The organism is Colwellia sp. NW0002-52-1 (genome assembly GCF_057550865.1).
On record NZ_BAAJLU010000005.1, the window covers coordinates 110,870 to 123,504 of the forward strand.

13 protein-coding genes are annotated in these 12,635 nt (G+C 37.2%); 5 read left to right on the top strand and 8 right to left on the bottom strand.

Annotation, left to right across the window (positions count from 1 at the left end; all coding sequences use genetic code 11):
- Positions 1 to 87 precede the first annotated feature (87 nt).
- The 4 genes from AC27H3_RS07235 to AC27H3_RS07250 all read left to right on the top strand — a co-directional run bounded on the left by AC27H3_RS07235 (position 88) and on the right by AC27H3_RS07250 (position 5,208).
- Positions 88 to 1,140, top strand: coding sequence for a hypothetical protein (locus AC27H3_RS07235; protein WP_487104891.1), 1,053 nt, complete (start codon positions 88 to 90; stop codon positions 1,138 to 1,140).
- Between the two features lie 321 nt (positions 1,141 to 1,461).
- Positions 1,462 to 2,337 (top strand): hypothetical protein, encoded by an 876-nt coding sequence (locus AC27H3_RS07240; RefSeq protein WP_487104893.1) that lies wholly within the window; start codon positions 1,462 to 1,464, stop codon positions 2,335 to 2,337.
- A 27-nt stretch (positions 2,338 to 2,364) separates the two neighbouring features.
- Complete coding sequence (locus AC27H3_RS07245; RefSeq protein ID WP_487104895.1) at positions 2,365 to 2,856, top strand: GNAT family N-acetyltransferase; 492 nt, start codon at positions 2,365 to 2,367, stop codon at positions 2,854 to 2,856.
- Positions 2,857 to 2,928: 72 nt separating this feature from the next.
- Positions 2,929 to 5,208, top strand: coding sequence for an FdhF/YdeP family oxidoreductase (locus tag AC27H3_RS07250; RefSeq protein WP_487104897.1), 2,280 nt, complete (start codon positions 2,929 to 2,931; stop codon positions 5,206 to 5,208).
- Between the two features lie 191 nt (positions 5,209 to 5,399).
- Here AC27H3_RS07250 and AC27H3_RS07255 read toward each other — a convergent pair whose 3' ends face one another.
- From AC27H3_RS07255 to AC27H3_RS07275, 5 genes are all read right to left on the bottom strand, one after another.
- A complete protein-coding gene (locus AC27H3_RS07255) occupies positions 5,400 to 5,666 on the bottom strand; it encodes a hypothetical protein (protein ID WP_487104899.1) in 267 nt (88 codons plus the stop codon).
- 107 nt (positions 5,667 to 5,773) lie between these two features.
- Complete coding sequence (locus AC27H3_RS07260) at positions 5,774 to 6,178, bottom strand: SHOCT domain-containing protein (protein ID WP_487104901.1); 405 nt, start codon at positions 6,176 to 6,178, stop codon at positions 5,774 to 5,776.
- Positions 6,179 to 6,271: 93 nt separating this feature from the next.
- A complete protein-coding gene (locus AC27H3_RS07265) occupies positions 6,272 to 7,099 on the bottom strand; it encodes an SDR family oxidoreductase (RefSeq protein ID WP_487104903.1) in 828 nt (275 codons plus the stop codon).
- 259 nt (positions 7,100 to 7,358) lie between these two features.
- Positions 7,359 to 7,820, bottom strand: coding sequence for an RDD family protein (locus tag AC27H3_RS07270; protein WP_487104904.1), 462 nt, complete (start codon positions 7,818 to 7,820; stop codon positions 7,359 to 7,361).
- A 61-nt stretch (positions 7,821 to 7,881) separates the two neighbouring features.
- On the bottom strand, positions 7,882 to 8,706 hold the full coding sequence (locus AC27H3_RS07275) for a DUF2059 domain-containing protein (RefSeq protein ID WP_487104906.1): 825 nt from the start codon (positions 8,704 to 8,706) through the stop codon (positions 7,882 to 7,884).
- Between the two features lie 267 nt (positions 8,707 to 8,973).
- Here AC27H3_RS07275 and AC27H3_RS07280 point away from each other — a divergent pair, with 267 nt between their 5' ends.
- Positions 8,974 to 9,639 (top strand): peptidylprolyl isomerase, encoded by a 666-nt coding sequence (locus AC27H3_RS07280; protein ID WP_487104908.1) that lies wholly within the window; start codon positions 8,974 to 8,976, stop codon positions 9,637 to 9,639.
- A gap of 78 nt (positions 9,640 to 9,717) precedes the next feature.
- Here the strand turns inward: AC27H3_RS07280 and AC27H3_RS07285 are convergent, their stop codons facing one another.
- The 3 genes from AC27H3_RS07285 to AC27H3_RS07295 all read right to left on the bottom strand — a co-directional run bounded on the left by AC27H3_RS07285 (position 9,718) and on the right by AC27H3_RS07295 (position 12,445).
- Entirely contained in the window at positions 9,718 to 9,978 is a 261-nt protein-coding gene (locus AC27H3_RS07285) for a DUF2999 family protein (protein WP_085304522.1), read from the bottom strand.
- Positions 9,979 to 10,158: 180 nt separating this feature from the next.
- Positions 10,159 to 11,358: a DEAD/DEAH box helicase gene (locus AC27H3_RS07290; protein ID WP_487104910.1), complete on the bottom strand. Its 1,200-nt coding sequence runs from the start codon at positions 11,356 to 11,358 to the stop codon at positions 10,159 to 10,161.
- Between the two features lie 274 nt (positions 11,359 to 11,632).
- Positions 11,633 to 12,445, bottom strand: a complete 813-nt coding sequence (locus tag AC27H3_RS07295) for a tetratricopeptide repeat protein (protein ID WP_487104912.1) — start codon at positions 12,443 to 12,445, stop codon at positions 11,633 to 11,635.
- Positions 12,446 to 12,635: the final 190 nt, after the last annotated feature.

The following is a 12,635-nucleotide window of genomic DNA, read 5'->3' on the forward strand; positions in this document are numbered from 1 at the left end:
TCATCTAACTGGTCGAACGTCCGATCAGCAAAAGCTAAACAATAAAAATATGACGTAAAATAAAAATTATAAATTATGGGGATATATATGCATTTAATCAAAAATGTAGCAGCGATTGCTGTACTCGGTTTAACGCTTTGTTCTACCGCAGCAGAAAGTAAAGAGCACAAAATAGTGTTGATTCACGGCCTACAACCACAACAACTGATATCAGATGGAGACGTAACAGCCAGTGGACAAGATTACTGGCAGGGTTATTGGAATAACGTAAGTGACGCTAGAATCGATTGGCCTTCATACGAGCGCATTGAAGGTAAAATAGCCACAGACTATCTATGGCCAAAGTTAAAATCATTCTCGCAAAGCAACTTTTGCGACCCTGGTTGTATATTTGTAACACATTCAACCGGCGATTTAGTGGCACGATACATTATCGACAATCAAGAAACTTGGTTAGAAAATGCTGGCCTTGCACCACTTAATATTGTTGCAACATTTGATATTGCTGGTGCTGGCGGCGGCAGTGAACTTGCAGATTTAGCGGTAAGTGTTGCCCAAGGAACAGAAACTTGGACCTTCATTATTGAAGCGGCTTTAGAGGCTTGGCTTGGAGGCGACTTAAGTGATGAAATGGGTGTACTTCACGACCTAAAAGTGAATAATGCCAGACGCTTAGCACCATTACCTGATGCACGAATTCCACGTTTACGCTTTGTGGGAGATGCTTCAGAATATTTAGGGGTTACAAGCCCTTTTATTCAAGGTAATGACGACGGTGTTGTTGGTAGTCATTCGGCATGTGGTGGTAATCGCCAAGCACGCTTTGGCAGTTGTAGCTCACAAGTTGATTTTAACGGCAAAATTGCCAATCAAAATAATGCTGTTTCAGGTTTCATGCCTTATCACTACCCTATGTTAATGGGCGAGAAATATAGCCATGGCTCACTGCTTGAACCTTCGCAAGCGGGTAAAGTTACAGCAGCAAGTAATCATCAAAATACGTTATCTGGTGAAAGTGTTCACTTTGACACATACACTAAAACAAGTGGTTGGTGGATTTGGAAAAGTAACTACCTTTATGTAGAAAATTCAGCATCAGATAGTATGTCAACGTTGATTTATGATGCTATCCCTAATTAAAGTTTACCTTAGTTTTTATTAATAACCGCAAAAATATCAACTTGAGTTAAATATGGCTGTGATCTATAAATTTAAGCACTATAGAGTCACAGCCATTTAACTAAATACGAATAAAAAATTTAAAAAGTAGAAGACTTTGATATGAGAAAAAAAGCTGTTTTAAAGCGAACAATTATATTAAGCCTAGTAGTTTTTACTACATGGCTGTTCTGGCCAACAATGTCGGAGCAAAAAACGCCAAAAACCAAACCGGAGCTGGCTCAAAAAACAGTTCAATCAAACAGCCCCAAACAAAATGAGAGCCCCCCACAGACTGCAGCAGTGTCAATTTTACCAGACAAAATAACCTCTAACGACTCAGCAACACTCGTAGCCAAAGCCTATGCTAGCGAACTTAATTTCCCGCCCTACTCACAACCATTAACCTCACAAGATTTTGACCGACTAGAACCTAATCATTTCAACCCACAATCTATTCCAGTTGATGATTTTGGCAACAGCGTATCGGCAGCATTATCTAAATATCGTTATACTTATCCTGAAACTGTTTATGCGACTCTCTCAGGTGAGAGTATCGATAAAGCATCGCTACTACTTGTCGATATAAATAGTGGTAAAACACTACTAACACGTTCGTTTGAACAAGAAGATAACACTTGGTATGCAGAGTTTGACGGCGAGCGAAACCTACCAAACCAGCTTCAAGCAACGGTTAAAGCAAGTATTAACGGTAAAGTGATAAGCTTAGCATTAGCACTACAATATGTTGACTCGGTTGCCACTCTTGAAAGTTTCGAACCTGCTATCAGCCAAGATGCAGATATGGTAATTACGGCAAACTTAACTACCAGAGAGCAAGGGCTTTATCGTGTAAGGGCTAATTTATTTGATGCTAACAACCAGCCAATCGCACATTTAGTGAGTAAAGAAAGGCTTAATAAAGGTTCTGATTCGCTTGAATTAAAAGCCCATCGAAGTGTATTACAAGGCAGGAAAGCACCGTTTTATCTCTCAACTTTTTCTGTTGAGTTAATGTCTCCAGCACCTGGTAAGCCAACAAAATATGGCGATAGCAGTATCAAAAAGCATGAAATAATAGACTTTGCCACTTCAAGTTTGAGTGCGCTACCATACCAGCCTAGTCAGCAAGAACAACAGCGATTACAACTGTTGCAAAATATGGCGCAAGGTAAGTGATTTAAAACCTAACACAAGGTTATAACGATGAACATTATGCTAGCTAAACATAAACATGCAGAAAGGTTGTCAGAGATAATACAAGCAACTTTTCATCTTGCTTGTCCAGCAACCTCTGATAAAGATTTGCAATCAGTTTATATAGCTAGGCACTTATCTGCTCAACACTTTCAACGATTTATTAGTGATGATCAACTTCAGGTTTGGGTGGCACTTGATTCAAATGAACCCGTTGGGCTGGCGGTTATCGATCTTAAATGTGATCAAAGTCCAATGCTATCAAAATTGTATGTTTTACCCAGTTATCATGGCCAAGGGATTGCACAAAAGTTGTATAAAGCCGTTATCGATTATACAAAAAACTCAGGTTACCAAGTATTAAACCTTTTGGTATATTCAGGTAATGTAAAAGCGAAGGCATTTTATGAAAACCAAGGTTTTAAGTTTATTGGCTGTTGTGACTTTAAAATGGAAACAGAGTTACATAAAGATCACTTATATCAACGTTTAATAGCATAAAATCTTCAAGATATACGAGTTTGCTCGGTTCAACTTAATAAATGTTAACGCAACACCCAAATGAGAATTAACATGTCAAAACCTACAAAATCTTCTCCTGCATACACTTCACCTGCGGGTGGTTGGGGAGCGCTTAAAAGCTCAGCTAAACATTTAATTAAAAGTGAGAATGCCGCTAAAAACGTTAAAGCATTATTACGCGCAAACCAGCCAGGGGGTTTTGACTGCCCTGGTTGTGCGTGGGGCGACTCGCCTAAAGCCGGTAAAGTTGATTTTTGTGAAAATGGCGTGAAAGCTATCGCATGGGAAGCGACAAGTAAAAGAGTAGATGCTGACTTTTTCCAGCAACATTCGATAACCGAGCTACAACAATGGGATGACCATTCACTCGAAAAAAGTGGCCGATTAACACAACCCATGTTTTTTGATGGTAAAAATGATCACTATCAAGCCATAACTTGGGACGATGCGTTCAGTATTATCGCTAACAACTTGAAAAAGCTGTCAACTCCTAACGAAGCACTCTTATATACTTCTGGCAGGGCGAGTAATGAAGCCGCTTATTTATATCAATTATTTGGCCGAGTTTTAGGTACTAATAACTTCCCCGACTGCTCTAATATGTGTCATGAAGCTTCTGGTATAGGCATGACCAGCAGCTTAGGCACCGGCAAAGGCACGGTTACCATGGCTGATTTTGATGAAGCTGATGCTATTTTCGTTTTTGGACAAAATCCAGGGACAAATCACCCGCGCATGTTAGGTACCTTACGAAAAGCCATTAAGCGAGGTGCAACTATTGTGAGTATCAATAATTTACAAGAGCGTGGCTTGCAACAATTTTTAGATCCGCAAAGCCCGAAAGAAATGATCCTTTTTACTGGTACCAATATTAGCCAGTATTATTTTACCCCTAAACTGGGTGGCGACATGGCCATTCTTCGTGGTGTCGCTAAGTTATTATTAGAGCGCTTCGAGCATGATAAAAGCGTACTTGATAGCGACTTTATCGCAGAACATTGCCATAACTTTGAAGCTTATCAACACAGCGTAACAGCAACGCCTTGGCAACAAATAATCGACCAAAGTGGGCTAACAAAAGCAGACATAGAACAAATTACTGATATTTACGCGAGTAAGAAAAAAGTGATTTTTACCTGGGCTATGGGTATTACGCAACATAAGCACTCGGTAGCAACCATTCAAGAACTGGTTAATGTATTATTGCTTCGAGGTAACATTGGCAAGCTAGGCGCTGGAGCATGCCCTGTTCGTGGCCATTCAAATGTACAAGGCAATCGCACCGTCGGCATTAATGAAAAACCGTCTACGGCATTTCTTGATGCTTTAGAAAAACAATATAACTTTAAGTCACCGCGCGAAAATGGCTTAAACACGGTTGAGTCTTTACACGCTATGTTATCCGGTAAGGCTAAAGTGTTTATTGCTTTAGGTGGTAATTTCTCTGCTGCAACACCAGATACCACAAGAACTTATCAAGCATTGCAACAGTGTGATTTAACCGTGCAAATAAGTACTAAGCTCAACCGCAGTCATGTTATTACCGGTAAACAAGCGTTGATTCTACCTTGCTTGGGACGTACTGAAATTGATAACCAAAACAGTGGAGAGCAGTGCATTACAGTTGAAGACTCCATGAGTATGGTACACAGTTCTACTGGCCAAAATGAACCAGCTTCACAGCATTTACGCTCTGAAACAGCCATTGTTGCCGGAATAGCCAAAGCGGCTGTTGGTGAAGATGTGGTTAATTGGACAAACCTCATGAGCGACTACAGCTTAATTCGTCACGATATCAGTAAAGTGTTGCCTGATTTTTCTGACTATAACCAACGAATAAAAATTGGTAGAGGTTTTCATTTAGAAAATAAAGCGGCGCAACGTCAATGGAAAACACGTTCTTCTAAGGCAGAATTTTCAAGCGCCCTGTTACCCGAACAATTAGCACATGAAGTTGCTCAAGCTTATACCGAAAAACCAATTTTAACGCTGCAAACTTTGCGCTCACACGATCAATACAATACCTCTATTTATGGTATGGACGATCGCTATCGCGGTATATATGGCGAACGTCGTGTGGTATTTGTTAATGCTGAAGATATGATAAAACAGCAACTAAAAAATGGTGACAAGGTAAAAATAACTACCGTATCAAATGACAATATCGTCCGTTCAATTACTGACTTTAAAATAGTTGAGTATGCTATTCCACAAGGCTGTGCAGCGGCTTATTACCCGGAAACAAATCCCTTAGTACCATTGGAAAGTACAGCTGATAATTGTGGCACACCCACGTATAAATCAATTGCGGTTACGTTTGATAAGTTATGAGGTATTAATCAACTTAATATAGCTAATAGCATTTAACCAATACGATGAACGAGTGCACCTTTGCTGATGCGCTCGTATGGTAAAGTAAAGTTTGAGCTACCTAAAAAGTAAAATGAATTAGCTAAATTATTGATTAATAATTCATTGTTACTGAAATATTTTATATCGCTAATAACATGAAACTTATAACTTTATATAAATAAAAGTAAAATTGCCCCACCAACGCCCATAATGGCGAAATATTCAATCCCTTGGTTAAATTTAGTCAATAACCCAAAATACACATAGGTAACACACAACATAATTATGCTACCAATAAAGAGCGCTAAAAGTGGAATATCTGAGAACAGGCTAAAGAAAAAAATAGGTATGCAATAAAGCAATGTTGGAGATAATGGCTCTGTTTTAATATCGTGCAATTTAAGCGCCGCAATTAGAAATAGTATTTTAAATAGCATCCGTACCTCGATAAAATAAGTGCCCTTTAAAGGCGAAATAGTTTTTAGATTTAGTTTTTTAGCTAAAATCTTAGTAAAGCTTAGCTCATGTTTTAGCTAATTTTTGATTAACTGCCCCAATCCTCATCCAAAATATCTTGTCGTTTCGCTTCGTATTCTGTTGTTGTAATTAAACCATCTCGATATAAATGCTCAAGTTTTCTTAAACGGTTGGCGTAATCTTTCTCAGGAGGCGAACTATCTGGCTTTGTACTTTTAAAACCTTTCAGCGTTAAATCATGGTCGGTTACTTCATGGTGAAGGCTCTTCTTACCAAAAGCATTGCGGTAAGACTGATAAATATTTGCGCAAACCACAATCAGCCAAACGATCATAAATAACTTACCAAAAAGTGGCATCTCTGAAAAATCGAATGCCACTAAGGCAACGATTAACATCCCGATCCCAACAACTAAACTAACAGTTGAATTATATTTTGATTCTTTGGTTTTTGATGTCCCAAATAACTTCATTTAGAAATCCATTTTAATTAGTTTGTACTTCTCGAAAAACATCATGATTAACGCTATATAGGCTTATTATTCATGATATTTAAAGATAGTTTATTACCCTTTAGCGAGCATATAATCTAACCAGCGTGCTGGCAATAGTCGTTTAAGTACAGCAAATAACTTTGTTGCCGTGGTAATTCTATAGCGCACTTTAGGCTTTTTACTCTCTAAGGCATGAATTAACGCTTGGGTAACATCAAGTGGCTCTAAGGTAAAAGGCGCATTCGATTTTTCACTATTTAAGCGCGTGATCTGTTGTTGGTATTGTTCTTTATGATCACTGTTGTCTAGATCAATATTGGCGTTAATAGCCACTAGTGCATTAGCGCGAAACTGCGTATTAATCGGTCCTGGCTCAAGTAAAATCACATCAATATTCACACGCTTCAATTCTAGTCTTAAGGTATCTGTAAGCCCTTCAATGGCATATTTTGAGGCATTATAAGCACCGCGATATGCCATAGAGACAAAACCTAGAACTGAGCTACATTGAATAATTCGACCATGCCCTTGGCGTTTCATTATTGGTATTATTTGCTTGGTGAGTTCATGCCAGCCAAAAACGTTGGTTTCGAATTGCTCTCTCAATGCCTGCGTGGGTAAATCTTCTAATGCTCCTGGTTGCCCATAAGCCCCGTTATTAAATAGATAATCTAAACGTCCACCTGTTTGTTCTAGCACTTGATTAACCGCTTGGGTAATACTCTCAGTGTTTGTAAGGTCAAGTTGATATGCCAACAGGCCTTTAGCTTTCAAATCAGCAACATCTTGTGCTTTTCGTGCCGTGGCAAATACTTTATAACCTCGTGCAGAAAGGGTTAAGGCTGCATGTAAGCCAATGCCGCTTGAGCAGCCAGTAATTAGAATAGATTTTGTGGACATAAAATAAGCTTTCGAAATATTAACAATGGTTAAACAATAGCTTACTTTAATACCCATTTGATGAGAACAGGAAAAGAGTGAAAGAAAAAAGAAAAATAGCTAAGTTAAAAATAAGTTAGCACTGTCAGTAATTATACTACGACAGTGCTGTTATAAATAATGCTAAAAATCAGGAGCATAAGTTACTTTTTGATTTGAATTAACTACATCAAGTGAGTAAGTAATTTACGTTAAGGTTTGTATTGCCCCTTAATAGTTCTTAAGAGTGTATAACCACAGTGCCTGCCATTTTGTCATGCCAACCCTGTTTTTTATCGTCCCATAAAATCCATAAAAAGCCTAAACCTAAAGCAAACATAGATACATAATAACCAAGGTACCTAGTAATGCACTGCAATGGTGTAGGCTGATTACCGGTTTTAGCGTCTACAATTTTTGCTGAAACAAGCATCTTACCTGGCGTTGCTGATTTATATATCCAGAATAAAATAACAACTAAAACAGGTAGAATATAACTGATAATAAAATCGCTTGAACCTTTAAACGAGGCGTCTGTTTCAAAATATTCAGCGCCATAAATCGAATATAAGATAGGTAATGTCAACATAACCACGAGTACTGAATCAATAATGCTGGCTAAAAATCTAGACCCAAAACCTACATATTGAACCGCTTCAATATTTTGTGCCCTATCGTGTTCTGATATATCGTTATTTTCCATTGAACTACCTTAGATTGATTATTTAAAACTGACTCGCTTAAAATTATTATTTTACAAAGGCTTATTCAATAAATTCTGATGCAATATTTTCAAAAGCAGTAGTTGACCAAAAATTTAACGCTTGGCCAATACCATCATACATAACGGTTAACTCTTTTTGGCCTAACGGTTGTTGATAGAAGTGCGTGTATTGTTCAATTTCTTGCTCTGTTAACTGATCGTAAATAAAATATGAAACCATGATCATTTGTTGCTCTAAGGCTGGACGCATCATTTGTTCCATTTGAGCCATTTGCTGCTGAACTTGCTCAGTGTTAATGCTCTGACCGGGGTTAGCAACCGTTAAACCTTCAACCGTACCTTTAGCAACTGCTAATACTATGTTTAACGAATGCTCGACCAAGTTAGTTACTTCCACAAATTCTCTGATGACTTTAACTCGAGCAGGTGTTGGTGGGGTTGTTTGAAGTGCAGCCATGTAGCTCATAAAGTCTTGGTTAAAGCTAGGCGCTGAAGCTTTTTCTTCAGCCAATTTTATTCTTTTGGCTAAATCACCATTTAACCACTGCAGTAACTGCTGCATTTCACTAGCGGTAAAATTGTCTTTAACGTGTTCAGAAACAACAAGCTTCACCTCTTCTAGCTGCCAAGCATTCAACAAAATTTCCATTACTTTTTGAGATTGCTCCGGATCTTTCGCCGTCATCTGCATTTGCTGATTCATAGCGCGCATTTGTGCAGGAATCCCTTGCAAGGCAGAATCTATACCTGAAAGCGCTAAATATTGTGTTACATCTTCATCACTAATGTTTTTAGCTGCACTAAGTTGACTGAAGCTTAAAGACAGTAAGAGTATTATAAAATTCAGTAAGTTTATTTTTTTCATTGTCATTCCTTTAACTTTATAAGTTATTTAAATTTATATTGTTTAACCTCTGAACAATATCACATAGTATTATTATTGACGAAAGTTATTTCTTTCTGCTTATATAAATTAATTACGCCGTTCAACCTACCTAGAATATAAACATAAATCATTGAAATTAAAGTTGATTAACACGGGTTAATTCACTAACCTACTATTTCAAAGCTAAGATGTAAGCGCCGAATTTACTCTGTGCTAAGCCACCTCAATGAAAGGAATGAAAAACACATGCTCAAAGGTAAATTTTCATCACTCAAGTATTACTTATTACCGTTATTAACCATCATACTCACCGGTTGTTTTAACGCTGATCCGGCTGTAAAAGCAGTCAATGCATATATCGAGCAACAAAAAATAGATAAAACTCAAGCACAATGGAAAACTAAACTAGAAAAACCTGAAGTGGTAACATTTAACCCTGAAGCTCAATACTTCTGGGACCTTGAAACAACAGAAGGAAAGATAGTAGTTAAGTTATTTCCTGAAACAGCACCGATGCACGCCACAAGTACTCTATATTTAACCAAGCTTGGTTTTTATGATGATTTAGTATTTCACCGCGTTATTTATAAGTTTATGGCTCAAGGTGGTGATCCTTTAGGAAATGGCAGTGGTAATCCTGGCTATAAATATGCGGGGGAATTTGACGGTAAATTAAGTCACGACAAACCTGGCTTACTCAGTATGGCAAACTCAGGACCCAATACTGACGGAAGTCAATTTTTCCTAACCTTTGCTGCAACACCTTGGTTAGATGGTAAACATACTATTTTTGGAGAGGTGGTCGAAGGGTTAGATACCACATTGCCAGCCATTGAAAGCCTTGGCAGTCGCTCTGGCCGTACACAAAAAGAAGTAAAAATTATTAAAGCCACTATTCGGGTTGAAGAATAACAGCCTTGAAGCGCTAAAATAGACCTTAACAGCAGATAAACAAGTATTCTGCTGTTAACTCTGCCTAATTACCTACGGTTAAGAATTTTCTTTATTCAACGAAGCCTTAGCCGCTTCTACTTTTGAAAAATCAAAACCGAGTTCATTTACTGCTTCTTCAATTAAGCCAGGGTTTTGTATTAACATCATCATGAGTGCTTGAAGTTTTTCTTGTGGAATACCTAACTGCTGTACCGTTACCATCGCCATCATAGGGTTTTCTGTTAATGCTTGAAATACTGTTTTTGTTTGCTCGTCACTTACGTTATGTTCTTTTAAAATTGCAATAATTGGATTCATGAATTTCCTACTCTCTATTTTATAACTTAATTTTTGGTGCTTAATTGTTAATTAGGATTTGCCTAACTTTGGGCTTGAGCATATCAATTACAAGCTTTACTGTCGTGGCTTCAATTATACTATTGCCGCTTTAAATGTAAAAACTTACACTATAATTTGTTAAACAAAATATAGTACTGATTAAGTGCGCTGGTTTTTCGGCACATAATTTAAAATTGAAACAGGTACCACTTTTTTAACTGGGAACGGTTCAAACTCTCTTCGTTCAATAACGTGCCCTAACCGGCTCTCTATAGCGCAAAGGTTTCTAAAGTTATCTTTGGCAACAAAAGATACTGCTTCACCATTTTTACCGGCTCGACCCGTTCGGCCAATACGATGAATATAGTCATCAACTTTATCCGGCAAGTCGTAATTTATTACGCGCGCTAACTCACCAATATCTATGCCCCTAGCCGCAATACCTGTTGCCACTAAAAAGTTAACTTTACCGGCCTTAAAGTCATTTAATATTTGTTCGCGCACGGCTTGTGTTCTGCCGCTGTGAATTGATTCTGCAGCAATACCACGTTTTTCTAATTGACTAACAAGCTTAGCCGCACCATGTTTTGTTTCAATAAAAATTAATGCTTGCTGCCACTGCTGTTCTTTAATTAAATAACTTAATAATGCTGACTTATTGGTTTTATCTACGGTAACTAACCATTGCGCTATTTTCGGCTTAGATGCGCTATTTTGAGCAATTGATATTTCCGTAGCATAATGCAAAGTTCGTTTTGCCAGTGTCCTAACATCATCAGAAATTGTCGCTGAAAATAATAAGTTTTGACGTTGTTCTGGCAAGCGCTCAATAATTTTATTGATGTCATCAATAAAACCCATGTCTAGCATTCTGTCGGCTTCATCAAGAACAAAGGCCTCAAGTTGGTCAAAGTAGACTGCTCGTTGATGCAACATATCAAGTAACCGCCCTGGCGTTGCTACCAGAATATCGATACCCCAAATTAAGCGTTGTTTCTGTGGCTCTATTTCTGTACCGCCATACATAGCCATAGAACTGAAATTTAAATATTTACTGTATTGAGCAACGCTAGCTTCAACTTGAATCGCTAGTTCTCGTGTTGGTGTAACAATTAACACACGAATGCGCTTACCGCGAAGATTTCGCTCTGGTTCATTGTCAACAGCGTGCAACTTTTCTAATAAAGGCAATACAAAGCTCGCGGTTTTACCCGTTCCGGTTTGCGCTGCAGCAATCAGGTCTTTACCTGATAAAATAACCGGTATTGCACGTTTTTGAATATCAGTCGCTTCGCTATAATTTAAATCAGCTATCGCGTTGATAATTGGGCTAGAAAGCCCGAGTTTGGAAAATGGCATACGGTGTCCAAAATGTATAATTGGCATACAAAAAGTAAGACCAAATAAACTCAAAATATTTAACAGGGAGGTTAAGTGCGAGTATAGCAGTTTTAAAATTACGCTTGTAGCTTGAGCAGAGTTTAAATAAGTATTTTATTTACTGAGGAGTTTAAAGCTAATTCGTTATAAATTCTTAAATAATACTTTAATCATTATATAAAAAATGCCAACTAATATGATTAATTGGCATTTTTTTAACGACCAGTTAACTGGTTTTATCTAATCTAATTTTTTAGTTTGAGTATGAATAGTTAGAAGTAATGTTGAAGAAAGTATCAGCAGATTGACGACCTAATCTAGCTTGGTAACAACCTACTTGTTCATCACATGTTTTTCCTTGTAACTTTGAACCAGTCGTTTTCTTTCTTCTTTTAAAAGTAATTAATTGCTCATCAAATAAAGTCGTTAACGGCGCAGAGCTAACCGTTATTATTTCTATATGTGATTTTGGCCAAGCAAAGTTATCATCTTTATTTTTAACTAATGGCTTTTTTTCCATCGCCGCTAAAAGCTTCGGAAATGACGCTGAGTTTTTATTAATAGACTCATTAATTGACGTTAATAGCTCAGGTAGCCTTTTGTCTTTTTGTTTATACGCTTTTGCTAAATAAAGATCAGCTTTCGACAAGTTCTTACTCACTAATTTATCATTTATAAATAGTGTACCTAGGAGATAATTTGCATCTTTATAATTATCTTTAGCCACTTTCTCTAAATATTTTACGCCGGTAGCAACATCTTTATTTTTTTCACTAATTAAAGAAATAACACCGACAAGATATTGAGATGATGGCTCTCCTTTTTTAGCGGCCTTTTTAAGATACTTTAAAGCTTTATCTTCATCTTTATCAGTACCATAACCAATGTAATAAAATTGGCCTAAAGTAGCATTCGCTTGAACATAACCTCGTTTTGCACCCATTTTAAATTTTTTAAAATAGTCAACACAGTATTTGCTCTGACATTCTACAATTTCTTCCGCTTTCAAGTTAACTGAAAGAAATAATAAGGAAAAAGTCAGTACCACTCCTAATAAGTTCTTCATATATGTCCTTCCGTATTGTGTGAATAGAGTTTTAATCCATTTAATATTTACATTTAATTAACGTAATCAGCATAAATTATGTACATATAGTTATCAACTTTATTAATGTAACAAAACTAATTTTGAGCATTAACCTACCTAGCCTAAGTTAATTTATCGCCTGATTAATTATTCATCTACAGTGTAGTTT

What these genes read in the sequence shown, in the direction of transcription:
- AC27H3_RS07235 (WP_487104891.1), top strand. Translation starts at nt 88, where the DNA reads ATGCATTTAATCAAAAATGTAGCAGCGATTGCTGTACTCGGTTTAACG.
- AC27H3_RS07245 (WP_487104895.1), top strand. Translation starts at nt 2,365, where the DNA reads ATGAACATTATGCTAGCTAAACATAAACATGCAGAAAGGTTGTCAGAG.
- AC27H3_RS07250 (WP_487104897.1), top strand. Translation starts at nt 2,929, where the DNA reads ATGTCAAAACCTACAAAATCTTCTCCTGCATACACTTCACCTGCGGGT.
- AC27H3_RS07255 (WP_487104899.1), bottom strand. Translation starts at nt 5,666, where the DNA reads ATGCTATTTAAAATACTATTTCTAATTGCGGCGCTTAAATTGCACGAT.
- AC27H3_RS07260 (WP_487104901.1), bottom strand. Translation starts at nt 6,178, where the DNA reads ATGAAGTTATTTGGGACATCAAAAACCAAAGAATCAAAATATAATTCA.
- AC27H3_RS07265 (WP_487104903.1), bottom strand. Translation starts at nt 7,099, where the DNA reads ATGTCCACAAAATCTATTCTAATTACTGGCTGCTCAAGCGGCATTGGC.
- AC27H3_RS07270 (WP_487104904.1), bottom strand. Translation starts at nt 7,820, where the DNA reads ATGGAAAATAACGATATATCAGAACACGATAGGGCACAAAATATTGAA.
- AC27H3_RS07275 (WP_487104906.1), bottom strand. Translation starts at nt 8,706, where the DNA reads ATGAAAAAAATAAACTTACTGAATTTTATAATACTCTTACTGTCTTTA.
- AC27H3_RS07280 (WP_487104908.1), top strand. Translation starts at nt 8,974, where the DNA reads ATGCTCAAAGGTAAATTTTCATCACTCAAGTATTACTTATTACCGTTA.
- AC27H3_RS07285 (WP_085304522.1), bottom strand. Translation starts at nt 9,978, where the DNA reads ATGAATCCAATTATTGCAATTTTAAAAGAACATAACGTAAGTGACGAG.
- AC27H3_RS07290 (WP_487104910.1), bottom strand. Translation starts at nt 11,358, where the DNA reads ATGCCATTTTCCAAACTCGGGCTTTCTAGCCCAATTATCAACGCGATA.
- AC27H3_RS07295 (WP_487104912.1), bottom strand. Translation starts at nt 12,445, where the DNA reads ATGAAGAACTTATTAGGAGTGGTACTGACTTTTTCCTTATTATTTCTT.